Origin of the sequence: Bacillus sp. BPN334, from assembly GCF_008368885.1 — a bacterium.
Classification (GTDB): Bacteria; Bacillota; Bacilli; order Bacillales; family Bacillaceae_G; genus Bacillus_A; species Bacillus_A wiedmannii.
Genome location: NZ_QOZW01000006.1, coordinates 39,843 through 63,645, shown reverse-complemented (window position 1 = coordinate 63,645; position 23,803 = coordinate 39,843). Strand labels below are relative to the sequence as shown.

The 23,803-nt window shown below is 36.6% G+C and carries 28 protein-coding genes; 2 read left to right on the top strand and 26 right to left on the bottom strand.

Annotated elements, in window-relative coordinates:
* Positions 1-5: 5 nt before the first annotated feature.
* A complete protein-coding gene (locus tag DN393_RS07155; protein ID WP_088048084.1) occupies positions 6-863 on the bottom strand; it encodes a VOC family protein in 858 nt (285 codons plus the stop codon).
* Between the two features lie 21 nt (positions 864-884).
* The gene (locus DN393_RS07150; protein WP_001071551.1) at positions 885-1,289 is read right to left on the bottom strand and encodes a DoxX family protein; all 405 of its coding nucleotides are present in this window, start codon (positions 1,287-1,289) and stop codon (positions 885-887) included.
* Between the two features lie 156 nt (positions 1,290-1,445).
* On the opposite strand from DN393_RS07150, the gene DN393_RS07145 reads away from it, so the two are divergent.
* Positions 1,446-1,991, top strand: a complete 546-nt coding sequence (locus DN393_RS07145; RefSeq protein WP_064474738.1) for a helix-turn-helix domain-containing protein — start codon at positions 1,446-1,448, stop codon at positions 1,989-1,991.
* 33 nt (positions 1,992-2,024) lie between these two features.
* On the opposite strand, the gene DN393_RS07140 is transcribed toward DN393_RS07145, so the two are convergent.
* From DN393_RS07140 to DN393_RS07075, 13 genes are all read right to left on the bottom strand, one after another.
* A complete protein-coding gene (locus DN393_RS07140; RefSeq protein WP_001101452.1) occupies positions 2,025-2,402 on the bottom strand; it encodes a hotdog family protein in 378 nt (125 codons plus the stop codon).
* Positions 2,403-2,510: 108 nt separating this feature from the next.
* Complete coding sequence (locus DN393_RS07135) at positions 2,511-2,969, bottom strand: GNAT family N-acetyltransferase (protein WP_000276112.1); 459 nt, start codon at positions 2,967-2,969, stop codon at positions 2,511-2,513.
* Positions 2,970-3,025: 56 nt separating this feature from the next.
* Complete coding sequence (locus DN393_RS07130) at positions 3,026-3,604, bottom strand: GNAT family N-acetyltransferase (RefSeq protein ID WP_240368384.1); 579 nt, start codon at positions 3,602-3,604, stop codon at positions 3,026-3,028.
* A 389-nt stretch (positions 3,605-3,993) separates the two neighbouring features.
* Entirely contained in the window at positions 3,994-4,389 is a 396-nt protein-coding gene (locus tag DN393_RS07125) for an ankyrin repeat domain-containing protein (protein ID WP_064474736.1), read from the bottom strand.
* The gene (locus DN393_RS07120) at positions 4,356-5,174 is read right to left on the bottom strand and encodes an ABC transporter ATP-binding protein (protein WP_088048083.1); all 819 of its coding nucleotides are present in this window, start codon (positions 5,172-5,174) and stop codon (positions 4,356-4,358) included. Before DN393_RS07120 ends, DN393_RS07125 begins: the two co-directional genes overlap by 34 nt.
* Positions 5,161-6,189, bottom strand: coding sequence for a FecCD family ABC transporter permease (locus DN393_RS07115; protein WP_064474734.1), 1,029 nt, complete (start codon positions 6,187-6,189; stop codon positions 5,161-5,163). Before DN393_RS07115 ends, DN393_RS07120 begins: the two co-directional genes overlap by 14 nt.
* Before the next feature lie 5 nt (positions 6,190-6,194).
* Positions 6,195-7,142: an ABC transporter substrate-binding protein gene (locus DN393_RS07110; RefSeq protein WP_000748444.1), complete on the bottom strand. Its 948-nt coding sequence runs from the start codon at positions 7,140-7,142 to the stop codon at positions 6,195-6,197.
* Positions 7,143-7,296: 154 nt separating this feature from the next.
* Positions 7,297-7,524 (bottom strand): YrhC family protein, encoded by a 228-nt coding sequence (locus DN393_RS07100; protein WP_000661459.1) that lies wholly within the window; start codon positions 7,522-7,524, stop codon positions 7,297-7,299.
* A 126-nt stretch (positions 7,525-7,650) separates the two neighbouring features.
* Positions 7,651-10,254 carry a bifunctional acetaldehyde-CoA/alcohol dehydrogenase gene (gene adhE, locus DN393_RS07095; protein WP_149173390.1) on the bottom strand — a complete coding sequence of 868 codons (2,604 nt, stop codon included), beginning with the start codon at positions 10,252-10,254 and terminating at the stop codon, positions 7,651-7,653.
* A 259-nt stretch (positions 10,255-10,513) separates the two neighbouring features.
* Positions 10,514-11,647 carry a bifunctional cystathionine gamma-lyase/homocysteine desulfhydrase gene (locus tag DN393_RS07090; RefSeq protein ID WP_001201925.1) on the bottom strand — a complete coding sequence of 378 codons (1,134 nt, stop codon included), beginning with the start codon at positions 11,645-11,647 and terminating at the stop codon, positions 10,514-10,516.
* Positions 11,648-11,650: 3 nt separating this feature from the next.
* Entirely contained in the window at positions 11,651-12,574 is a 924-nt protein-coding gene (locus DN393_RS07085) for an O-acetylserine dependent cystathionine beta-synthase (protein ID WP_088107373.1), read from the bottom strand.
* Between the two features lie 82 nt (positions 12,575-12,656).
* Positions 12,657-13,352, bottom strand: coding sequence for a 5'-methylthioadenosine/S-adenosylhomocysteine nucleosidase (gene mtnN / locus DN393_RS07080; RefSeq protein WP_001217038.1), 696 nt, complete (start codon positions 13,350-13,352; stop codon positions 12,657-12,659).
* Between the two features lie 14 nt (positions 13,353-13,366).
* Positions 13,367-14,005 carry a class I SAM-dependent DNA methyltransferase gene (locus DN393_RS07075; protein WP_088048081.1) on the bottom strand — a complete coding sequence of 213 codons (639 nt, stop codon included), beginning with the start codon at positions 14,003-14,005 and terminating at the stop codon, positions 13,367-13,369.
* Between the two features lie 136 nt (positions 14,006-14,141).
* Here DN393_RS07075 and DN393_RS07070 point away from each other — a divergent pair, with 136 nt between their 5' ends.
* The gene (locus DN393_RS07070) at positions 14,142-14,357 is read left to right on the top strand and encodes a YrzA family protein (protein ID WP_064474730.1); all 216 of its coding nucleotides are present in this window, start codon (positions 14,142-14,144) and stop codon (positions 14,355-14,357) included.
* Between the two features lie 35 nt (positions 14,358-14,392).
* On the opposite strand, the gene DN393_RS07065 is transcribed toward DN393_RS07070, so the two are convergent.
* The 11 genes from DN393_RS07065 to DN393_RS07015 all read right to left on the bottom strand — a co-directional run bounded on the left by DN393_RS07065 (position 14,393) and on the right by DN393_RS07015 (position 23,763).
* The gene (locus DN393_RS07065; protein ID WP_064474729.1) at positions 14,393-15,043 is read right to left on the bottom strand and encodes a YrrS family protein; all 651 of its coding nucleotides are present in this window, start codon (positions 15,041-15,043) and stop codon (positions 14,393-14,395) included.
* 116 nt (positions 15,044-15,159) lie between these two features.
* On the bottom strand, positions 15,160-16,914 hold the full coding sequence (locus DN393_RS07060; protein WP_149173389.1) for a peptidoglycan D,D-transpeptidase FtsI family protein: 1,755 nt from the start codon (positions 16,912-16,914) through the stop codon (positions 15,160-15,162).
* A gap of 92 nt (positions 16,915-17,006) precedes the next feature.
* Entirely contained in the window at positions 17,007-17,483 is a 477-nt protein-coding gene (gene greA, locus DN393_RS07055) for a transcription elongation factor GreA (RefSeq protein ID WP_000179964.1), read from the bottom strand.
* A 279-nt stretch (positions 17,484-17,762) separates the two neighbouring features.
* Positions 17,763-18,401: a uridine kinase gene (gene udk, locus DN393_RS07050; protein ID WP_000537083.1), complete on the bottom strand. Its 639-nt coding sequence runs from the start codon at positions 18,399-18,401 to the stop codon at positions 17,763-17,765.
* Positions 18,402-18,418: 17 nt separating this feature from the next.
* The gene (locus tag DN393_RS07045) at positions 18,419-19,699 is read right to left on the bottom strand and encodes a peptidase U32 family protein (protein WP_000217969.1); all 1,281 of its coding nucleotides are present in this window, start codon (positions 19,697-19,699) and stop codon (positions 18,419-18,421) included.
* Between the two features lie 18 nt (positions 19,700-19,717).
* Positions 19,718-20,647: a peptidase U32 family protein gene (locus DN393_RS07040; RefSeq protein ID WP_064474727.1), complete on the bottom strand. Its 930-nt coding sequence runs from the start codon at positions 20,645-20,647 to the stop codon at positions 19,718-19,720.
* Positions 20,648-20,654: 7 nt separating this feature from the next.
* Positions 20,655-21,296 carry an O-methyltransferase gene (locus DN393_RS07035; protein ID WP_000389088.1) on the bottom strand — a complete coding sequence of 214 codons (642 nt, stop codon included), beginning with the start codon at positions 21,294-21,296 and terminating at the stop codon, positions 20,655-20,657.
* Between the two features lie 202 nt (positions 21,297-21,498).
* Positions 21,499-22,569: an endolytic transglycosylase MltG gene (mltG, locus tag DN393_RS07030; RefSeq protein WP_064474726.1), complete on the bottom strand. Its 1,071-nt coding sequence runs from the start codon at positions 22,567-22,569 to the stop codon at positions 21,499-21,501.
* A gap of 219 nt (positions 22,570-22,788) precedes the next feature.
* Positions 22,789-23,067: a DUF1292 domain-containing protein gene (locus DN393_RS07025; RefSeq protein ID WP_000392245.1), complete on the bottom strand. Its 279-nt coding sequence runs from the start codon at positions 23,065-23,067 to the stop codon at positions 22,789-22,791.
* Positions 23,068-23,079: 12 nt separating this feature from the next.
* The gene (ruvX, locus tag DN393_RS07020; protein WP_001221204.1) at positions 23,080-23,493 is read right to left on the bottom strand and encodes a Holliday junction resolvase RuvX; all 414 of its coding nucleotides are present in this window, start codon (positions 23,491-23,493) and stop codon (positions 23,080-23,082) included.
* Positions 23,494-23,496: 3 nt separating this feature from the next.
* Positions 23,497-23,763, bottom strand: a complete 267-nt coding sequence (locus tag DN393_RS07015; protein WP_000348590.1) for an IreB family regulatory phosphoprotein — start codon at positions 23,761-23,763, stop codon at positions 23,497-23,499.
* Positions 23,764-23,803: the final 40 nt, after the last annotated feature.

Here is a 23,803-nt window from a genome sequence, read left to right as displayed (position 1 = left end):
CTTTTTTAGGCTTCTCCTTTTATTTTGAAATGAATACAATGTTCAAATGGGTCCTCAACTTGTAATATTCCATCTTTGTACGTAGCGACTTTGCCAATATTTTTTAAGCTTTCACATACTTGCTCTTTTTGTTTTTCATCCGCTAGTACAATTGTGAAATATTTCAAGCCGACGGAATTTGGCATTTGCGGCGGTATTTCTTCACCTTGCCACGTATTTAAACCGATATGGTGATGATAGCCACCTGCCGATACGAACAACGCTCCATTACGAGCTGGGATTGTTACTTCAAAACCAAGACCATCCACATAGAAACGTTTCGCTTCTTCCAAATCAGCTACATGGAGATGAATATGTCCCATCACAGTACCCGCCGGAAATCCATTCCATGTACTTCCTTGCTGTAATAGTTCTTCACCAGCTAACGGGTTACTAACAAATGGTAGTTCTCCATTCTCATCACGCCAAACTTCTTTTTGGCGATCATGATAAATTTCAATCCCGTTTCCATCTGGATCAGCTAAATAAAGGGCCTCACTAAAGTAATGGTCGGCTCCGCCGTGCAGTGGATATACCATTTCTACAAGATGACGAAGAATATTCGCTAAATCCTGTCTGCTTGGTAATAAGATTGCGTAATGATATAACCCCGTTCTCCCTCTTTGCTTTGGTAGAGCTTCTTTCTTTTCTTCAATAATAAGGAGTGGTTCGTTATTTTCATTCCCAAATGTAACAACCATTTCATCTTCTTTTAGTACTTTCATACTTAGTACTTCTGTATAAAACTCTAGTGATTTCTTTATATTTGATACATATAAATGAACAACATCAAGTGTTGTGTCGGGATGAAGTTGAAAACTCATCTTGTTAGCCCCCCATTTAATTTAGTTCTTCTTTAACATTCTCTCTTTTAAGAAATTATCTACAAAACCGTCTGCTTTCGCAACAAATAAGTACGCACCCATTGCTAACAATGCAAGTTCTAATTCGAAGCCAGGATTTTTTCCATCTCCTAATAAACCAGCTGACCATTTTACTTTTACAATTGCTCCAACCATTACAAGTGCAAATAATAATCCAATATATCTTACACCTAAACCTAGAATTAACAATATACCACCAACTACTTCCGCTGTTGCTACACCGTATGCAAGACCTCCTGGTAAACCAATGCTTGTAAACCACCCTGCAATATTGTCAATCCCCGATTGGAATTTTGTTAAACCGTGCATAAAGAACGTTACCCCTAACACGATACGAATAATTAAGTTACCGATATGTTGATTCATTTCATTCTCTCCTTTATAGTTTTCTTATACAAAACTTTTATTTACATTACAAAACATACACTAATTTTTTTTATTCGTCAATTCATTTTCACTGGGAAAAAATATATTTTTTTTGCTATGATACAAATAGTTGTTTACAAAAAGGAGCTTGATTTTATGAATATTGGTTCTGCAATACGTGAAATTCGTCAACGTAGAGGCATAACAATCGCACAAATTTGTGAGGGAACAGGTCTTTCTAAAGGATTTATGAGTCAGGTTGAAAATAATAAAACATCACCATCTATCTCAACTTTAGAAACAATCTCCAATTTTTTAAACGTTCCCCTTCCCTATTTATTATTAGAACAAAAAGATCGGTTGAAAGTTGTCAAAAAGGGAGAGCGTAAATACAGTGTATACGGAAAAGATGAACAAAGAATTGAACATGTTGCGGAGCAAGGTGGCCTTCGCCTAAATCTCGTGGAAATTCCTGCTGGGTTTCCGAAAGAAAATATACCAAATGCCCATGAAGGGGAAGAATGTCACCTTGTATTACGCGGAAAACTAGAAGTTCAACATGGAGAAGATATTGCAATTGTAGAAGAAGGTGATTCTTTCTCTTGGAATGCATGTGTTCCTCATATTGTTCGTAATATAGGAGAAGAAACTGCATTATTACTCATCTCTAGTCATGCAGAAAATCGAAAACGTGTTTATTAAATAAAAAAGAAGCCTGTAAATCAGGCTTCTTTTTTATCCCCTTATAACTCCATAACTTGTCCCAACTAGTACAGTCTTTTCATGTTGATTGCGATAAACTGACTCGATTGAAACCTTTTTATATCCTTCCATCTGTTCAATATTTGTTAAAGTTAATTCACAAGTGATCGTATCTCCTGTAAAAACCGGTCTAATAAACTCACTTACTAATTCTCTTGCTATGTAATGTAATTCTTCTCCTACTTTCGTTCCAATACTAGCAGTTAATAAACCATGAACCATTAAACGTCCATTTTCATCATATTCCATATGATGCCTACCTTTATCTCCTGTAATATTTGCAAATTCAAAAACCTCTTCCTCAGTAAATCTTCTTTCGTATTTAAATACATCCCCAACTTTTACATTCATTTTTATCCCCCGTTTAATAAACAGAATTTTCTTTTATTTTATCATAAAATGAGTCTCAGTTCAGTTTATATTATTAAAATAGCGATCCTTTTTTACACTATCTTATTTTTATCGGTGCCCATCTTTTTTTGCTACTTGATACCCGTAGTACGCACATGTTCCATTTCTCGATAACTCTCTCACCTCAAAACCACAACTTCTATAAAAATCAAAATTACTCGCAGATGTATGTGCAAACCAGTCTCCATGTGGCAACTTTTGCAAACAAAGAGCGACAAGTTTCTTACCTAATCCCTTCCCTCTATATTCACATTTCACAACTAAATTTACTATGTTCGCGATCATGATTCCATCAGAAATGACTCTAACCATCGCAATCATCTCTTCTTCATCCCAAATTGTGAATGCCCATGTTGAATTTTCAAATGCTATCGTGAATTTTTCAATTTGCCAAGAAGGGATATTATCATTACTCCAACCAGCATCTTCGAATAAAGTTTTAATTGCATATGCTGGCACACCATTCGTTCCCTCACGAATAATAAGGCCATTATGATAAATATACATGTAATCCCCCCTTTATTTTTATATACCATTCTTCAAAAGATGCAATTTACCTTTTTTCATCCTACGCGTTTAATGGAATAAACGAGAACGTCCATCCCATGAAATGAAGTTGTTTTCTCATAACTAAGCCCTGTTTTTCTAGCAACAAAGATTGAGGCGGGGTGATCCGGATTAATAAGAGAAATTAATTTATTCATTCTTAATGCTTGGAAACCATAGTCTCGAAATGCTGCCGCTGCTTCTTTCGCATACCCTTTTCCCCAATACTGAGGTGATAACCAATAACCAATTTCAATTTCCTCTTTTCCATCTATCTGCTGCTTTACTAACCCTGCATGACCAATTCGTATTCCCGTTTCCTTTTCAATCAATACAAATAAACCAAGACCGTTTTTATAGCTAGGAATTACCCACTCCTCCAAACTTTTTTTACATTGCATATATGTTTTTAACGTCCCATTTCCAATATAGCGCATTACCTTCTCATTTCCCCATAGCGAAGCATAGAACTGCAAATCATCCATTGTGTATTTGCGAATTTGTAAACGATCTGTATGAAACATCTCTGCACTCCTTTCCACGAATTTGTACTTAACTACACGCTCATGTTTTGTATGTATACTAAATGTTACTATCTATTATAAAGTGAAACTTTAATCAGTGGGGGCTTTTGTTCATCCTCACTGATTATTAGCCTTCACCAATCGGATATTTACGGACAGTGGACCTCCCGCCTAACTTTTTTCTCTAGCTGAATTTTGAGGTGGGAGTCTTACTGCCCACAAATAGTGGGATAAATGAACTAATGACTAAATACAGAATATTCAATCTCTAAAGGATTAAAAAAAGACAGTAGACAAATATTGTCTACTGCATCCATATCATAACTAGCATAAAGAAAACTACAATTGAGGGGGTGTAGGATTTTCAAATATACTAGATACTTATCCCGTTCTAACGGGCGGTAAACTTTTCAATTATATGAAAGTGAAAAGTTTACCGCACATAAGAACCTTTGCGGTCATTAAGAGAGCACCGTTAAGTACTCAAATACACGCTGTGCTTTTTCTCCACCCATTCGTGCATGTTGAAGAAGGGAAATACCATGTGGACCCGATGCACGCAATGCCTCTGGTTGTGCTACTAAAATAGCTTGTACAACTTCTAATTCTCCAAGCATCGCGGCCGCGAAAATGTCCATTCGAGCACCCTTTTCTAGTAAATAGAGAGCAATATCTTTACGACCTACATGTGCTGCTGCTCCTAACGCACTTTCCCAATCTGATCCGCCCCAATTGTAAGAGGCATGAAGTAAGCTTGGCAATTCAGCCAACAGTTCTTGTACTTTTTCTAAATCTCCGTGAGCTGCCATAACAAATTCTCTTACTAACTCAGTGGTAATACGTTCTTCTGTTCGCATTTTGCTCCTCCTTTTTTAGAAATTCGTTTTGGTGTGAAAAATGGCTTGTCGCTTCCTTGAAAAATATCTACCTCTATGCCGAACACACGTTGAAACATTTCATGACATAACACTTCTTCTGGTATACCGTCATACTGAAGCTTCCCTCGCTTTAATACGAGTAAACGATCACTATATTGAGCCGCTTGGTTAATATCATGTAAAACCATTACAATTGTCATGCCAAACTCCTCGTTTAACCGTTTCACAAGTTCCATTACTTCCAACTGATGAACGATATCTAAAAAAGTTGTTGGCTCATCTAATAATAAGACATTTGTACGTTGTGCTAGCGTCATTGCAATCCAGGCACGTTGTCTTTCCCCTCCTGATAAAGATTGTAAAAGACGATATTCATACCCTTCAAGATTTGTAACAGACAATGCCCAATCAACAATTTCTTCATCGTCTTTATTTAAGCGATCTTTCCATGATTTATGAGGTCCTCTTCCAAATTCGATTAATTCTTTCACTGTTAAATCTAATTGATGATCATGCATTTGTGGTAACATCGCTAATTGCTTCGCTACATCGGCACTTTTCATCATATGAATACTTTTTCCATCTAAAATGATATCCCCTTCGCTTTGTTTAAGTAGTCTTGCCATTAAACGAAGCAAAGTAGATTTCCCTGATCCATTCGGTCCAATTAAACTAACGACCTCTCCAGCTTTAATATGTACATTCATATTTTGCATTTGAAATCTTTCAGAATGTGCGTAAAACACTTTATTAACGGAAATCACGTTGTCTTCCTCCTCTATGAATTAAATATAAGAAGAACGGACCGCCTAAGAATGATAATAAAATACCAACAGGCAATTCAATTGGATCGAACCAACTTCGAGCTATCGCATCCGCGAAAACAAGTAATATCCCTCCGCCAAGGCATGATAATGGCAGTAAATATTTATAGTCATTTCCAACTAATAAACGTAACATATGTGGTACAACAAGACCGACAAATCCAATAAGACCAGAAACACTAACTGCAATTCCAGCTAATAGTGTACTTACTACTATTAAATAAAACCGGCTTCTCTCCACGTTATGACCTAATAATTTCGCCATTTCATCTCCAAGCATTAATACTCGAATATGCTTTATACCAAAGAAGGCTAATATAATAGCGAATATTGCATAATAAATAATCATATTTAAATGTGCCCAACTTACACCACCAATGCCACCTGCTAACCACGGTAACACCGATTGTACTTTGTCACTATGTAATAACATTAACGCTGACGTCGCTGCACCAATTAATGCATTGATTGATACACCTACTAAGACAATCCTTGAAGGCGGCGCCCCTTTTTGCCATGATAAAGCATAAATGACCATCGCCGTTATGAAAGCTCCTATAAATGCCCCGAGCGGTAAAAATGCCATATGCTGAGGGAATAAAATCATAATTACAATTGCTACAAGGCCTGCTCCAGATGAAACCCCGATAATACCAGGGTCTGCAAGAGGATTTCTCATAACCCCTTGCAGCAGTGCACCAGATGCTGCTAAACATGTTCCTACTATAAATCCAACGAGCACTCTCGGTATACGAAGGTCCCATACAATTCGATGAACCGTCGAACCTTCATCTTGTATCCCTGTTAGAATATCTCGTAAAGAAAAGGATAGGCTTCCTGCGAAAAGACCGTAAAAAAGACCTAAAATCGCTAATACAACTAAAGTAACTGCTATTATCCACCTTTTTTTCGCAAAAGGATGTTCCTTTTCCCTTACTACTTCACTACTTTCCATACTTATCATTTCCTTACATCTTGTATACTTTTATACATAAAGTCCATTGCTTCTGTAACTTTTGTTCCAGGATTTGATCCAAATAAGTCTGGTGGCAAAATAACTACACGATTTTGTTTTACTGCATCTAAATTTTTCCACGCTGCATTTTTCATCATTTCGCCTTCAAATGCTTTTTTAACGCTATTTGGATCTCCATGTGTAATTAAATAAATCACATCTGGATTTGCCTCAATAATACGTTCTACACTTAGCTGCGCATATTGCGGATATTCCTTCATTTCCGGAAAATCAGCTGCAATATTTTTCCCGCCTGTTTTTTCTAAAATATCGCCTGATAAAGATGTTGGTAATGCTGCTAAATAAGTACCTGGTGCTCCGTATACTAACAGTGCTTTCACATCACTCTTTTTCTCATATGTCTTCATTTGATCATTAATTTTTTGATTAAGTTCTTTTGCTTTATCTTCTTTCTTCATTATCGTTCCATATAGTTCAATATTCTTTTGAATATCTTGTACAGAATTCGCAGAAGAAATCATTACTTTCGTTCCTTGTCCTTCAACCGTTGGAACATTCTTTTGAAACCCATTGTTAGCAATAAGTACATCCGGTTTTAAACTAGCAATTTGCTCAAAATTCGGTTGATGTGCATTCCCGATTACTTGTACTTTCTTTAAATCCTCTGGAAGAGTTATTTTTGCATCCGGACGACCTACTATTTTTCCGCCTAAAGCATGAATAATATTCATGTCTCCCATACTTAATGTTGCAAAACTCTCTGGCACTTTATCGAATGTTACCTTTCTTCCTGACAGGTCGGTAACTTCGATTTTCTCTTTTCCTTTTTCTGTTTTTGTTGCAGATGCTTTTTCGTCTCCCTTTGCATTGCAACCTATTAACAAGAAAAAAATAGATAAAATCGCTGTGAATAGCGTAATAGATTTTTTCATTCTTTCACCTCTAACTGATAATGATAATCATTAACTACTATTCTACTTTAATTGATAAGGATTATCATTGTCAATATAAACCGCATACATTTTTTCAAAAACAAAAAGCACTACAAAAAGATTCGTTCTTTTCGTAGTGCTCTATTTCATAATATTACTCACATTCATTTCCCTCTAACTGATCTCGCATCACTTTCACACGCTGAAAGAAAAAGAATGATAAACTTAAAAATATAATGGTGCTCCCCATCATAACAAAAGATTGTATTGTTTCTTTTGCTCCATTCGGAATCAATAAGCCAACCATTAACAATGTACTTACAGCGAGAAGGATTTGTCCGAACCGAGTATAATCTTCTATTTTTCCTTGTAATTCTTTCATTATATTCTCACTCCCCTATTTCACTGTATCATATTCTATTAAACTTAAAGACCAGTAAATACAGCCATTCTGGGAGATGTTTTCCAAATGAAAAAGAGCCGCTTTATTGCGACTCTTTCATAACCATTACTCCCCTTTATATGCTTCCATATAAATTTCTTTCAACTCTGAAATGAGAGGTAATTTTGGATTAGCTGTTGTACATTGATCTTCAAAAGCTCTTTCTGCTAATAATCCAACAACCTCTTCAAATTGGTCTTTAGCAACTCCTTGTCCTGCAATACTCATATTTATATTTAAGCTTTTTCCAAGCTCAATAATTGCTTGGACGAGTGATTCCACACCTTCTGCTGTCGAGCCTGCTGGAAGCCCGAGCATTCTCGCAATATGTGCATAGCGTTCATCAGCTACAAAGTGCTCATATTTTGGGAACAACGCGTGTTTTCGTGGCTTAATAGCATTATAGCGAACTACGTGCGGCATAAGAATTGCATTCGCACGCCCATGCGGAATATGAAATTCCGGTCCAATTTTATGTGCTAAGCTGTGATTAATACCTAAGAAAGCATTTGCAAATGCCATCCCAGCGATTGCAGAAGCATTATGCATTTTTTCTCGCGCTTCTTCGTCATTTCCATCTTTAAATGCTCTTGGTAAATATTTAAATACGAGATCAATGGCCTTTAATGCTAATCCATCTGTATAGTCATTTGCTAGAACAGACACATACGCCTCGATTGCATGCGTTAATACGTCCATACCAGTGTCTGCTGTTACATGTGGTGGTACTGTCATTACAAACTGTGGATCAACAATTGCTACATCTGGTGTTAATTCATAATCCGCGAGCGGATACTTTATATTATTTTTCTTATCTGTAATAACCGCAAATGGTGTCACTTCTGATCCTGTTCCTGATGTTGTTGGAATGGCAACAAACTGCGCCTTACTTCCTAATTCCGGATATTTACATGTACGTTTTCTTATATCTAAAAACTTCTGTTTAATTCCATAGAATGTTGTTTCTGGGTGCTCATAGAAAAGCCACATCCCTTTCGCTGCATCCATAGCTGAACCACCACCAAGTGCGATAATTACATCTGGCTTAAAACTTCTCATCATTTCCGCACCTTTAAACACAGTTTCATCTGATGGATCTGGCTCGACCTCAAAGAAAACTTCGACTTTTACATCATTTGCATGTTTACGAAAATAATGCGTAACCGTATCTACATATCCGTGCTCAACCATTCCTGGATCCGTTACAATAAATGCACGTGAAATGTTAGGCATATTTGCTAAATATGCTGTCGCATGTTTTTCAAAATAAATTTTTGGTGGTAATTTGAACCACTGCATATTCTTTTTTCTATTTGCCAACCTTTTTATATTTAATAAATGCGTCGCTGTTACGTTTTGAGAAACTGAGTTTTTCCCATACGAGCCGCAACCAAGCGTAAGTGATGGAATAAATCCATTATATATGTCACCGATTCCACCTTGTGATGAAGGGGCGTTTACAATAAGACGGCAAGCTTTCATACGTAATCCAAATTGTTTTTGTACTTCTTTATTTGTAGAATGAATGACTGCTGAATGTCCTAAACCACCCAGGTTTAACATTTCTTCGCAATATGTAAATCCTTCTTCTAATGAATTTGCTTTTACACACGCTAATACTGGACTCAGTTTCTCACGAGATAGTGGATATGCTGCTCCGATACCTTGTATTTCAGCTACAAGCATTTTTGTATTTTCAGGCACAGTAATTCCAACTAATGCGGCAATGTACTGCGCTGATTTCCCTACAATATCACTATTTACTGCACATGTATTTTCATTAATAACTAGCTTTTCTAATTTTCTTCTCTCTTCTTCTGCTACAAAGTAACAATTGTTTGCAATCATTTCTGTTTTCACATCATCATAAATTTCCTTGTCTATAATGATTGCTTGTTCTGATGCACAAATCATACCGTTATCAAATGTTTTTGATAAAATTAAATCATTAACAGCTCGTTTTATATGCGCTGATTTCTCTATATAGCATGGTACATTACCAGGACCTACACCTAGCGCTGGTTTTCCAGTAGAATAAGCTGATTTCACCATACCTGCTCCTCCAGTTGCCAAAACAAGCGCAACACCTTCATGGTTCATTAATTGTTTTGTTGCTTCGACAGAAGGTTTTTCAATCCACTGAATACAATGTTTTGGTGCCCCCGCCTTCACCGCTGCATCATATACTGTTTTCGCCGCTGCAATGGAACAGTTTTGTGCTGAAGGATGAAATGCGAAAATAATTGGATTTCTCGTTTTTATCGCGATTAATGCTTTAAACATTGTTGTCGACGTTGGATTCGTTACTGGCGTTACCCCAGCTACTACACCGACAGGTTCTGCAATTTCTATTATTTCTTCATGAGGATCTTCGTGAATAATCCCTACTGTTTTATCTTTTTTTATGCTATGCCAAATATATTCAGTAGCAAAAATATTTTTAATACATTTATCTTCATATACACCACGACCCGTTTCTTCAACAGCCAACTTCGCAAGCGGCATATGTTGATCCACACCTGCTAATGCCATTTCGTGAACAATGTTGTCAATTTGCTCTTGTGTAAAACCTTCTAATGCTTGTAAAGCCTTTCGACCGTTATTCACTAACGTATCAATCATCTCTTTTACTTCCTGCATTTCATTTACAACTTTCTCTTTGACTACCATGTAAATTCCTCCTATTCTGCTATCGTGGACTAAATGAGACCCTATAGGTCATAATAAGTCCCGATTAGCGTAAAAAAATAGAGTTGCTTTCCTGCATGAACCTCATTGTTTGTGAAACATTTCACAAGATTGTTCGTGAGTAACATTTCATGAACTTAATATACATGAAATAATTTCATTTGTGTATGTCTATTTTGTGAAATATTTCACAAAATGATGTGATAAAAATGCACTGCCTTATATTAGCAGTGCATTTTTATTATGCTAACGCTTGTGCTAGATCTTCAATTAAATCTTCACCGTCTTCAATACCGACAGAAATACGAATTAATGTATCTGTAATTCCTAATTCTTTGCGGCGATCTGCTGGGATTGATGCATGTGTCATTTGAGATGGGATAGAAATTAAACTTTCTACTGCCCCTAAACTTTCAGCAAGTGTAAAGTATTGTAATTTCTCAAGTACTTTATTTAATGTTTCTTCGCTATCTACATCAAATGAGATAATAGCACCAAATCCATTTGCTTGTTCTGTTGCAAGTTCATGGTTTTGATGTGACTCAAGACCTGGGTAATATACTTTATTTACTTTTGGATGATTATTTAAAAACTCGGCAATTGCGCGTGAATTCGTTTCATGCTCTTCCATTCGAATTCCTAATGTTTTTAAGCCACGAAGTAGTAAGAAGCTATCTTGCGGGCCAAGAATGCCTCCTGTTGAGTTTTGTACAAAGTGAAGGTCTTCTGCTAATTGCGGGCTATTTACAACTACTAGGCCTGCAACTACGTCACTATGACCTCCTAAATATTTCGTTGCACTATGAAGTACAATGTCTGCTCCTAAAGTAATCGGCGACTGCCAATATGGCGTCATGAATGTGTTATCGATAATTGTTAATAAATCTTTCTCTTTAGCAAGAGTAGATATTTTCTTAATATCAGTAATTTTCAGTAATGGGTTCGTTGGTGTTTCCACATAAATCGCTTTCGTATTCGGACGAATTGCTTCTACAACTTCCTCTAAGTTGGTTGTATCTACAAATGTATGCTCAATACCGAAGCGATTTAATACTTTCGTGATAACGCGGTACGTTCCACCATACACATCATCTGTTAAAATAACGTGGTCACCTTTTGAGAACAACATAATTGTAGCTGTAATAGCAGCCATTCCTGAACCAAATGCAAAACCAGCATGACCGTTTTCTAATACTGCAATCATTTCTTCTAAAGCTGCACGTGTTGGGTTGCCTGTACGTGAATATTCATATCCTTGATGCTTACCAACTGCTTCTTGTTTGTACGTACTTGTTTGATAAATCGGTACATTTACAGATCCAGTTGAAGGTTCTCCTATGCGAATACCATGAATTAACTTTGTCTTTGCTCTCATTTTTTATTCCCATCCTTTGTATATGTCTTTACTTAAATAACGCTCACTACTATCAGGAAAAATCGTTACAATATTTGTACCTGGCGCCGCTTGCTCTGCTTCAAGTAAACTTGCATGAAATGCCGCTCCTGAAGAGCTCCCAACAAGCAGTCCTTCTTTTCGCGCTAATTCCTTTACTCGTAAAAATGCATTTCGATCAGAAATTGTATGAATTTCATCAAAATAAGATGTTTTCAAAAATGGCGGGATGAATTCAAGGCCGATCCCTTCTGTTTCATGCGAACCAGCTTTACCACCATTTAAAATGGATCCTTCTGGTTCCACAATAACCGTTTTTATATCTACATTTTTTTCTTTCAAATAAGATGCAGTCCCCATGAATGTACCACCAGTTCCTGCTCCTGCAACAAATATGTTAATCTCTCCGTTCAGTGCATCCCAAAGTTCAGGACCTAGTGTTTTGAAATAAGCACGCGGGTTTGCTTCATTCGCAAACTGACTTGGAGAGTATGAATTCGGTATTTCATTTACTAATTCTTTTGCTTTTGCAATTGCACCGGTCATTCCTTGCTCAGTTGGTGTATGCACGACCGTTGCGCCTAGCGCTTTCATTAATTCTTGTTTTTCAATACTAAATTTCTCTGGTACACAAACAATAACGCGTAAATCATGTTGTAACGCTGCAAGTGCCAGTCCAATACCAGTATTTCCAGCGGTCGGTTCAATAATTGTTCCACCCTGGGTAACAAGCCCTTTTTCTAGCGCATCTTCGATTAATTCTCTTCCTAAACGGTCCTTAACGCTTCCACCTGGGTTATAAAATTCAAGCTTTGCAAATAAACGGACCCCTTCTGGAAGTGAAAAACGAGTAATTTCTACAACTGGCGTATGACCAATCAACTCATGAACTCCACGATATACATTCATCGTGTTCTCCCCCTTATTTGCCAATAAAGAAAAGGCAACTGTATGTATTTTCTTTATATGAGACAGTTGCCTTTTTGTTACATTACTTTAACTCTTCTAGTACTTTTACGATAAAGTTTGTAGAATGAAGAGCTGCTTGATCTAAAAATTGATCAAATGAAACATTTGATTCTTTACCAGCAATATCAGAAAGTGCACGAATAATAACAAACGGAACTTCATATTGGTGGCATACTTGTGCAACAGCTGCTGCTTCCATTTCTACTGCATAAAGGTCTTCAAATTTATCACGAATTGCTGCAACGCGGTTCGGATCACTCATAAATGAATCACCTGTTGCAATCATACCTTTTACAACTTGAATATTTTCTTCTGCCTGCATACATTTCTCAGCTAATGCAACTAATGCTTCATCAGCCTTGAATCCAGGAGGCATTCCTGGTACTTGACCATACTCATAGTTAAATGCTGTTACATCTACGTCATGATGACGAACTTCTGTTGAAATAACTACATCTCCAACGTTTAGAGAATGATGGAAGCCACCAGCTGAACCAGTATTAATTACTTTTTCAGGCTTATATCTTTCTAATAAAATTGTCGTTGACATCGCTGCATTTACTTTACCAATACCAGACTTTAACAAGATTACTTCATGTCCTGCTAATTGTCCTTTCGTAAATTCACAACCCGCAACCGTTTCTGTTTCTGCTTGTTCTAATTTGTCACGTAAAATACGTACTTCTTCTTCCATTGCTCCAATTACAGCAATTCTCAATCTAATCCCTCTTTCTATTGCTTAGTTGCCTCCATTACCCAAACGAAATGATTTAATCTCGTAAACGTTACATGGAAGCCATTGTTTTCAAAAATAGACTGCATGACTGGAATACGTGTATAATATTCCGTTTGCAAATCGTTTGCTAACTGATGGAAACCTCTTTGTTTTGCTGTTTCAACAGTTTTATCATATGCATCTTGATCTGCAAATATCGTATCAGCAAACACTATTTTACCACCTTTGTTTAGCAATTGACTATAGTTCGCAATCGCTACATTTTTTTCATCGTCTGTTAAATGATGAAATGCATAGGTGCTTACAATGGTATCAATTGAATTTGGAACTTCAAACGAAAGAAAATCACCTTCTGTAATCGAAAACTCTTGCGGCAATTTCTCTTTTGCAATCATGCGCATTTCACGTGACGGTTCTATACCGTAAACTGTGTGGCCAGCAAGTAATAATTTATTTGTTAAATTTCCAGTACCAACACCAAATTCTAATACATTACCAAATGACTTGTTAACTACATCCTCTAGAATATCCTCATAATGAGCGAAAACTTCTTTATATTGTATATCTTCGCCTTGTACGAATGAGTCGTACGTATGAGCCCACTCATCAAATAAACCATTAAATTCTGTCCCCATAAAAATTCCCCTTTTTCTTATCGGTTTTATCAGTATGATATGCCCTCTTGCTAAAAATGTCAATTGAAATGTACATGGTATTTCATTCTTTTCTTTGTTACACTATAGTTGATTACATAGGAGAGGGGTCGTCTTCGTGTCATTTACCTTTGAAATGTTAGAAGATAAAGTAGAGTTTTTCGAAGCAGGAGACTTAGCTTCTTTGGAACGAAAAATTAGCGAACAAATCGATAATAATAAAGCACTTATGCTTGAAGTTCATCACATCTCGCATCAAATGGTTATGGATCCCGAAAGCAAAAGTCCATATTATAGCGCGGTTGTTCATTTTAAATTAAAGAAATTACGCTAACTAAAAAAGAGAAGCTCCTAAGGAGCCTCTCTTTTTTAGTTTAGAGTTTGAACAAGTACTGGTTTCCAGCCCTCATTTTCTACCCAATCAATATTCACATAATATTTTTTACCTGATTGTTTATCTTGTACGTTACCGTAAGCTTTATTCTTACCGTTATTTCCAATTCTATGGATAACTAATTGATTTACTGGAACGTCAATTGCAGCTGAAATCGCTTGATTCATCTCATTCCAATCTGCTGTACCTTTTTTAAACGTCATCGCAGGTGTTGCACCTTGCTCTGTACCTACTGGCTTCCAAGAAGATTTCGTATAAGCATCTGTTGCCTGTGACTGTGTTTTTTCAGCTGGTGCTTTCTCGTTAGCTTTCGCTTCTTCTTCAGCTTTTTTCTGTTCTTCCTCAGCCTTTTGCTTCGCTTCTTCTTCCTGCTTCTTAGCCTCTGTCTTATCTTGCTCGTTCTTCTTCGGCTCTTCTTTGCCTTTAGCTTTCTCAGCTTTATTCTCTTTCGTTGTTTGCTGAGCTACTTTTTTATCACTAGAAGACGCTTGCTCTTTTCTTTCAGGAACAAACAATTGATATGATACAATAGCTACTAATATTAATACAATTGCAATTGCAATATTTAAAACACCGTTTTGACGACGTTTTTGTTGTTTCTGTTGGAATCTAGATCCTCCTGCCATTCTTCAAACCTCCATGCAGTTTTTCATACTTGCTATTGTAACATTAAATCTAGAAAGGTTGAACATTTACAATAATATTTTCACGAAATGAAAACATTTCAATATGAATTGCAAGATTACTTTTCATTCTCTAATCGATAGATTGATTCTACGATAGCTTTGAAAATAGGTGTAACTTCATTTCCATTACTATTCGTTTCTATATCCACGACAACTAAAGCATATCTTGGATTTTCATATGGAAAATACCCTGCAAACCAACGATTCACTTTCGTCCCTTTTCCTGTTTGCGCTGTCCCAGATTTTCCGGCAACACTTAGTGGCAACGACCTGAATGCGGCTCCTGTTCCTTTCTCCGTTGTTACAACGCCCCTTAATAACTCTTGTAATGTTTTAACCGCTTCATACGAAAGCTGTTTCCCGCCTATTGTATGGTCTTCAAATGTATAAAAGTCCGTTCCATTTTTATACATTATTTTTTCCACAGCTTTCACTTCCATCTTTTCTCCATCCCTAGCAATCGTCGCCATCATATTTGCAATCGCTAGAGGTGACATACGTACATCTTTCTGTCCAATCGCGGTTTGCGCTACCGCCTTTTTACTATTCTTATTTCCTTCACTCCTCCAAATCGTAACCCTCTTCTCCTCTGGCATTTGCTCAAAATGAGTTGTATGAAATACAGAACCTTTCCATCCAACCTTACCAGCGCCTCCTAACGCTGCTACGTAAGTTTCTAACACCATCTTATCCTTTTGTATTAGCTCATTACCTAACTCTGAAAATGTCCTATTACAGCTTCTAGCAAAGCTCTCTTTAAAACTAAGTGTACCCATCATAACTTGTGGATGGTCTTCACCATATAAATCTTGATTACAATTAAATGTACGATTAAACACATTTTCATTTTGATCAATCACTGCCGCTGCAACTATTGTTTTAAAAACAGAACCGGGAAAATGTGGTGTTAACATTTGATTTTCAAGTGTAGTTGTATATAAACGCTCATCCTTCACCTGTACAGATGGTTTACTGACCATCGCTAAAATTTCATTTTTCTTTACATCAAGTAATACTAATCCCCCCTTCTTTATTTCGCTTGCTTCAACCACTTCTTCTGCTTTTTGCTGTAACCTGTTATGTAAAGTTGTTTGAATCGTCACTGGATAAAACGGATTTCCAGGCGCAGTATATTTCGCTTGTTTTCCAAAAATCGGTTCTCCTTGTCGGTCCACTTGATACAATACTTTTGCCTCTCCATCGGTCAAAAGAAATTCATCAAATGATTGCTGCAATCCTGAAATGCCAATTGGCGTTTGCCTTGAAATTTTTCTTACTTCTCCGTATCGTTTTTGAAATTCTCGTTCATTCTCCCCCACATCGCCAATTAAATGATTCATCGCGCCAGTTTGCCGTAAACGAACTTCAGCTGCTACAATACCTAATACATTTAATTGATTTACCTTCTCCATCTGCTCTCGTGCCAATCGAAATGGACCATTTCCCCTTTGCATGATAAATGCACTTTTCTTGTCTTTCATTTGACTTTCAATCTCTTGTCTCGACACACCAATGATATGCGCAATTTTCTCTAACATGTCATTTTTTATTTGTAGAAATGGAAAAACAATTAAAACAGGATACTTTTTCTCACCTATTTCCTTACCGTTCCGATCTATAAAATGGCCTCTTCCATCATCTACCGTAATGGACTGCGTCCGTTGTGTAACACTTTTTTCAATTAAATTTATCTTACGATCTGTAAATGATTCTGTATCTATAATTTGTATTTGAATTAAACGACAAAGTAAAATAAACATGATACACATAAAACAAATTAAAACAATTGTAATTCTCCGTTTTATTTTCATAAAAAAACACCTCGTCTATTATAGTTTGGACGGAGTGTTTCATCTTTTATACAAATAAAAAAATCACTCGCTTTTACACGAGTGATTTTTTATTATTTTACAGAGATAATCTCTACTTGCATTTCTCCACCTGGAGTTTGGATTGCTACCTTCTCACCAATTTGCTTACCTAATAAGCTTTTTGCAATTGGAGAATCGTTAGAAATTCTTCCTTCAAATGGATCTGCTTCTGCGCTACCTACGATTGTGTAAGATTCTTCATCTCCACCTGGCAACTCTTTAAATGTTACTGTTTTACCTAATGTAACAACTGTAGATTCTTCGCCGTTATCTGTGATGATAACTGCGTTACGAATCATGTTTTCTAATTGTGTAATACGTCCTTCTACGAACGCTTGCTCATCTTTCGCTGCATCGTACTCAGAGTTCTCAGAAAGATCTCCGAAGCTACGTGCAATCTTAATGCGCTCTACAACCTCTTTACGTTTTACCGTTTTTAAATCTTCAAGTTCGTTCTCTAGCTTTTGCTTACCCTCTTGCGTCATAGGGTATGTTTTTTCTGTTGCCATATTTTCCACTCCTTTTATATACCAATCCCCCGAAAAAAAAGAGGAGTTCCATATGAAAACTCCCCCACTTATATGTATAGCGGAGGTTTCTAGCACGCCTGTACTAGCGGAGTTGTCACATACAACCCCGTATTCCCAATTCTTCTTTATATAAAGAAGATATGTATGGAAAGTTGATATAAATATGCCCTCACCTATATATAGATGAGGTTGCATGTTTCATTGTATTCGATAGGAAGGGAAAAAATCCCTTCCTATCGTATATCTTTTACTATGCTATTACAAATTTACTTTTTGTTCAAGAATTGTTGCAATTTTTGTCACCATAATATCAATTGCAACATGATTTTGTCCACCTTCAGGGATAATAATATCCGCAAATTTCTTAGAAGGCTCAATAAATTGATTGTGCATTGGACGTACAACACTTACGTATTGATCAACTACTGAATCCATCGTACGACCGCGCTCTTTAATATCACGCTGCATGCGGCGTAAAATACGAAGATCTGCATCTGTATCAACGAATAGCTTTATGTCCATTAACTCACAAAGACGTGGGTCTTCTAAAATAAGAATTCCTTCTAAAATGATTACATCTTTCGGCTCAACTGGAATAACTTCTTCTGAACGCGTATGCAATGTATAGTCATATACAGGCTTATCAATTTGCTCATATGCAAGCAACTGCTGCAAATGTTCAATTAACAGATCATTATCAAACGCAAGCGGATGATCATAATTTGTTTTTAAACGCTCTTCCATTGGTAAATGGCTTTGATCTTTGTAATAATAATCTTGCTCTAAGATTAAAATAGAATGACCTTTAAAATGGTCAAAAATCGCTTTCGTTACACTCGTTTTACCTGATCCCGAACCACCAGCAATTCCAATTACAACAGGCTTATTCGTCCCCATTCGACTATCACTCTTTCTTATTGAAGTATGCTTTTGCGCATCATATTATTCACATACACTGGTTGATCCACTTTGAATTTCACGATTTGCAACGGATGTCTCGCTGCATCTAATTCGTTTCCATCCTCATCCCAAATTTTCTCCACCGTCTGCGTAAAGTTTTCTATTTCTGGTCCAAAGAACTCGACTTCATGTCCTGGTTTGAAATGATTACGTTGCTCAATCGTTACAATGCCCGTTTCTTCATTATAATCTAACACTAAACCAGCGAAATCATACGTTGTTTTCTTACTATGATTTCCAAACATTTGCTCTTGATGTCCTGGAACCCCTTCAAAGAATGCGGGAGCTGTATCACGATTTGCACATTTATCAAGCTCATCTAACCATTCTTGTTTAAACTCAAAATTATCCGGATCCGCACAATACGCATCAATTACTTTACGGTATACCGTTGCTACAGTCGCTACGTAATGAATTGATTTCATACGTCCTTCAACTTTTAAGCTATCAATTCCAATTTCAATCATTTTCGGAATTGATAAAATTAAATTTAAGTCTTTTGGACTCATTGCAAAGTGAGCATCTTCTTCTTGGAATAGAGGAAGCTCTTTTGCATCTTTATGTTGTGATACTGTTTGAACTAAATCATAGTCCCAACGGCAAGATTGACAACAACCACCACGGTTAGAGTCACGTGCTGTCATATGGTTACTTAACGTACATCTGCCTGAATATGCGATACACATTGCACCATGGACGAATGCTTCAATTTCAATATCCACTTTTTCTTTAATTTCTTTCATTTCTTCATAGCTTGCTTCACGAGCTAATACAAGACGATGTAAACCTTCTTCTTTCCAATACTGTGCTGCTTTCCAGTTGGATAGTGATTGTTGTGTACTTAAATGCACTTCAACAGAAGGCGCTACACGTTTACAAGTCTCAATAATAAGCGGATCAGCAACGATAATTCCCGTTACGCCAGCTTTTTCAATCCCTTTTAAATATTCCTCTAGCCCGTCCATATTTTCATTATGTGCAAAGATATTTGTTGTTACATATATTTTTGCTCCATATTTCTTTGCAAATTCAACACCTTCTGCCATTTCTTCCAGTGTAAAGTTACCTGCATTCGAACGAAGACCAAATTCTTGTCCACCTAAATATACAGCATCTGCCCCATAATGGATAGCTACTTTTAATTTTTCTAAGTTACCCGCAGGGATTAACAGTTCAGGTTTCTTCACAATAACGCGTTTGCCATCGATTACTCGTGAAATTTCTTGTACAGTCATTTCCTACACCCTCCTCGTTTAGTAAACCGTCTCTTTAAAGAAGAATCCTGTATCTAACGGACGATTTACTGGTTGCATTTCTTCTATCTCTTTATATAAATCGTCTTTCACGTCATAATACGCATCACGATCTTCTACACATAAATCAATTGCTTTACGATATTTCTTCGTTACCTCAATAATGTATGCAGAGCTTTTTAGTACACCATCAACTTTTAAGCTAGCGACTTCAGCGTCAATTAGTTCTTCTAACTCATCGATGAAACAAATATCGTTTGGACTCATAATGTGAGTACCATTTTCATCTTCATAAATTGGATATTTATTGTTACGCTCTGGGTCATATAAGAACATATTCTCTTCATATTTTTTCTTTTCAATGTCAAGATTACGTCCTTGATACTCAAAGTAGTTTCCTACTAAGGAACGCTTCGATTGGAACATACAAGTCATACCGTGAATTTGTACTTCAAGTTCCACTTCAGCATTTTCTTTTAATTCAACAATTTCATCTAAGCTAAGCTCACGAGCTAATACAGCTCGTTTTGCTCCTCTTTGTCCCCAGTAGTTACAAGTAAACCAGTTTGTTGCTGTTGTTTCTGTATTCCAGTGCAATTGCATATTTGGCGCTACTTCTCGGACCGCCATTAATACTGCTGGATCTCCGAAAACAATTGCATCTACACTTACTTCGTTTAAAAATGCAACATATTCTGTTAATTCTTCTACTTTATCATTGTGGAACATAGCGTTCATTGCTACGTATACTTTTATACCATTTTCATGCGCAATCTTCACAGCTTGTTTCACATCTTCACGTGAAAATTCCCCTGCTAAACGTAAACCGAACTTTTGCTCACCGATCATTACCGCATCTGCTCCTGCTTTCGCAAGAGGTTCGATATCCACTACTGCTTTTGGCGTTACTAACAATTCAGGTTTCTTCATACCTTGGTCACCCTCTCTTTTTACTAACAGCTACTCCATCACCAATTGGGAAAATCGTTGTATCATATCCTTCATGGTTCATAAGCCATTCATTGTACGTCTTAATACGACGAATTAAACCACGTGTACGTCTGTTTTCAATTTTCTCTTTTGTCGTTACAAGGCCATGGTACATAACATTATCTGAAATAATTACGCCACCAGGATTTAATAACGGTTCATATAAGTCAAAAAAGCGACGATATTGTCCTTTTGCTGCATCAATAAAAATAACGTCAAACGTTCCATGTTTTTCTACTTGCTCGCCTGTTTCTAACGCATCACCGTAAATAACGGAAATACGCTCTTTAACTGGTGAACATTCTATATATTCAAGTGCTTTTTCATATCGCTCGCGATTGCGTTCAACTGTCACAATGTGAGAATTTGGAATAGCTTGCATCATACGAATACTAGAATAACCAATTGCTGTACCAAGCTCTAAAATGCTTTTTGGTCCAATTAAACGTAAAAATTGCAACATAAATTCCATTCCAAGTCGATCCATAATCGGCACATGATTTTCTTTCGCATAATCTTCCATTTCAAGAATTAATTTATCTTTTGGATCAATAAATGATAATAGGTACTCGTTAACTGCATCCTCCATAATGGTCCTCCTTATTTACATGGAGAAGTGCCTCTATGACGTCTTTTCACACATAGAATGCAATAAAAATACAAGCCAGTTTCACCCTTAGCTTGTACGTCCCGTTTTGATATTAAAAACGATTCTTCTGCCAGTTTTTAACCCGATATATTTTACCACAAAAAAGAGGGATGTGCGACCTTTTTCGCTATCCCTCCCCATTTCACTGTTTTTTCGTAATATATTTTTGCTTTAATGCATTATGCTCTTCCAATGTTTTCGCATAGTACACTTCACCAGTTGGTGCAGCTAAGAAATAATAATAATCTGTTTGCGCAGGTTCTAACGCCGCCTCCACTGAATGTTTACCAGAGTTTGCAATCGGACCAACTGGCAATCCTTTCACAACATACGTATTGTACGGTGAGTTTATCTTTAAATCTTCGTATAATACACGTTGTTTATGCTTTCCAAGTGCATATAATACCGTTGGATCAGTTTGCAGGGGCATACCTTTTTCCAAACGATTATAAAAGACACTAGAGATTTTTTGACGATCTGTAAAGCCTGTTGCCTCTTCTTCAATAAGTGCAGACAATGTTAAAAGCTGATGAACATCCCAGTTTTTAGCTTTCATTTTCGCCTCGTTTTGAACAATGATTGCATTCGTTTTCTCAAGCATTGGAATTATAATTTCTTCTAACGTCGTATCTTTTTTATAGAAAGAGTACGTCGCAGGATATAAATAACCTTCTAATGGGTATTTAATATTGCTATCAAAGATTTTATCCGTTAACAACTTCGGATACTTTTGCTGCATTTTTTGAATAAATGCTTTATCGTTTAATTGACGTACGACATCATCTTTATTCCACTTTAATTCGTTTGCAACCGTTTCTGCAATTTCAGTTACTTGTGCACCTTCTTTTATCGTCACTTTATAAAGAGCTGGACGATGTACATTACCAGATGACATTTGTTCAATAACATCTGAGGCACTCATTGAAGGATTTAATAAATATGTACCCGCTTGTAAATTTTTCGATTTAGCCTTTGTATAAAAACTAAAAACTGTACCGTTTTTCACAGCACCTTTTTCTTCTAAAATCTCACCAATTTTACTAGTAGATGATCCTTTTGGAATTTCTACTTCAACCTCTTTTTTATTCCCGCTATCAACTGGTCCTAATGCGGATGAAATATACGCATAGACTGAACCACAAACTAAAAGCAGTGCAATAATCGAAAATAAAAAAAGACGTCTACGCTTTTTTTTCACTTGATTCTCTATCAACACTCTTCCTCCTCAATTAAATTGTAGACCGTATGTATATCTTTCTACACAACACGATATAAAAACACAATAAAATTATTTATCTTTTTTAGATAGACACTTTATTTTTCTACAATCCGTCTCATTATACTACAAAGGATTACACAGTTTCGACAAAAAATCTTTCATTTTACATATAAAAAAAGATGGACTATATGTCGTCCACCTTTTCAGTACTTATTATTCAGCTTCTTGCTCATCAGCTAGAGTATTGAACATTTCTTGTACCATTTCCCACTCTTCTTCAGATTCGATTGGAAGTAAACTTCCGCCCTCTTCTTCATTTTGCTCATAAGCCATTGCATCATAAATTGGGTCTCCATCTTCGTCTACTTCACCGATTGGAGAGAAGACTACGTATGATTTTTTGCCAAATTTTTCAGCATCAAAAGTGAAAATAATTTCACATAAATGTTCGTTACCTTTTTCGTCTACAATTGTAATTTGATTTTCTTCCATTTTGGTCACCTCTTATTTACTATCTAAAAACCCTTGTAAGATTACGACTGCAGCCATCTTATCGATTACCTGTTTTCGCTTCTTACGACTCACATCAGCTGAAATGAGCAGACGTTCCGCTGCCATCGTTGACAAACGCTCGTCCCACATTACAACTTCTAATTGTAACAGATTTCGCAGGTTTTCTGCAAATTGCTGGCACGCTTCACCACGTGGGCCAATTGTACCATTCATATTTTTAGGTAAACCTACTACTATTTTGTCCACATTGTACTGCTTTACTAACTCAGAAATACGGTCAAAACCAAAGTGGCCTCGTTCTTCGTTAATCCTGATTGTTTCCAGCCCTTGCGCTGTCCAGCCCATTTCGTCGCTCATTGCAACTCCGACTGTTTTTGTACCTACATCTAAACCTAATATCCGCATAAACTACTCCTCACGATGATGTTTCAAGTACGACTTCACAAGCTCTTCAATTAACTCATCACGTTCAAGCTTGCGAATGATGCTTCGTGCATCTTTATGGCGAGGTATGTATGCTGGGTCTCCACTTAATAAATAACCGACGATTTGGTTAATCGGATTATAGCCTTTTTCTTGAAGTGCATCATACACAGTTAAAAGTACATCATTTACATGGACACTCTGTTTTTCATCTTGAATGCTAAACTTCATTGTTTTATCAAAACCGTCCATTTCAAGCACCTCACTTATATAGTAAGTATAGGGAGAAGAA

Coding starts and splice junctions, on each gene's coding strand:
- DN393_RS07155 (WP_088048084.1), bottom strand. CDS start 863: ATGAGTTTTCAACTTCATCCCGACACAACACTTGATGTTGTTCATTTA.
- DN393_RS07150 (WP_001071551.1), bottom strand. CDS start 1,289: ATGAATCAACATATCGGTAACTTAATTATTCGTATCGTGTTAGGGGTA.
- DN393_RS07145 (WP_064474738.1), top strand. CDS start 1,446: ATGAATATTGGTTCTGCAATACGTGAAATTCGTCAACGTAGAGGCATA.
- DN393_RS07140 (WP_001101452.1), bottom strand. CDS start 2,402: ATGAATGTAAAAGTTGGGGATGTATTTAAATACGAAAGAAGATTTACT.
- DN393_RS07135 (WP_000276112.1), bottom strand. CDS start 2,969: ATGTATATTTATCATAATGGCCTTATTATTCGTGAGGGAACGAATGGT.
- DN393_RS07125 (WP_064474736.1), bottom strand. CDS start 4,389: ATGCGAACAGAAGAACGTATTACCACTGAGTTAGTAAGAGAATTTGTT.
- DN393_RS07115 (WP_064474734.1), bottom strand. CDS start 6,189: ATGGAAAGTAGTGAAGTAGTAAGGGAAAAGGAACATCCTTTTGCGAAA.
- DN393_RS07110 (WP_000748444.1), bottom strand. CDS start 7,142: ATGAAAAAATCTATTACGCTATTCACAGCGATTTTATCTATTTTTTTC.
- DN393_RS07100 (WP_000661459.1), bottom strand. CDS start 7,524: ATGAAAGAATTACAAGGAAAAATAGAAGATTATACTCGGTTCGGACAA.
- adhE (WP_149173390.1), bottom strand. CDS start 10,254: ATGGTAGTCAAAGAGAAAGTTGTAAATGAAATGCAGGAAGTAAAAGAG.
- DN393_RS07090 (WP_001201925.1), bottom strand. CDS start 11,647: ATGAGAGCAAAGACAAAGTTAATTCATGGTATTCGCATAGGAGAACCT.
- DN393_RS07085 (WP_088107373.1), bottom strand. CDS start 12,574: ATGAATGTATATCGTGGAGTTCATGAGTTGATTGGTCATACGCCAGTT.
- DN393_RS07075 (WP_088048081.1), bottom strand. CDS start 14,005: ATGGGGACAGAATTTAATGGTTTATTTGATGAGTGGGCTCATACGTAC.
- DN393_RS07065 (WP_064474729.1), bottom strand. CDS start 15,043: ATGGCAGGAGGATCTAGATTCCAACAGAAACAACAAAAACGTCGTCAA.
- DN393_RS07060 (WP_149173389.1), bottom strand. CDS start 16,914: ATGAAAATAAAACGGAGAATTACAATTGTTTTAATTTGTTTTATGTGT.
- greA (WP_000179964.1), bottom strand. CDS start 17,483: ATGGCAACAGAAAAAACATACCCTATGACGCAAGAGGGTAAGCAAAAG.
- udk (WP_000537083.1), bottom strand. CDS start 18,401: ATGGGGACGAATAAGCCTGTTGTAATTGGAATTGCTGGTGGTTCGGGA.
- DN393_RS07045 (WP_000217969.1), bottom strand. CDS start 19,699: ATGACTGTACAAGAAATTTCACGAGTAATCGATGGCAAACGCGTTATT.
- DN393_RS07040 (WP_064474727.1), bottom strand. CDS start 20,647: ATGAAGAAACCTGAATTGTTAGTAACGCCAAAAGCAGTAGTGGATATC.
- DN393_RS07035 (WP_000389088.1), bottom strand. CDS start 21,296: ATGGAGGATGCAGTTAACGAGTACCTATTATCATTTATTGATCCAAAA.
- DN393_RS07025 (WP_000392245.1), bottom strand. CDS start 23,067: ATGGAAGAAAATCAAATTACAATTGTAGACGAAAAAGGTAACGAACAT.
- ruvX (WP_001221204.1), bottom strand. CDS start 23,493: ATGCGGATATTAGGTTTAGATGTAGGTACAAAAACAGTCGGAGTTGCA.
- DN393_RS07015 (WP_000348590.1), bottom strand. CDS start 23,763: ATGGACGGTTTTGATAAAACAATGAAGTTTAGCATTCAAGATGAAAAA.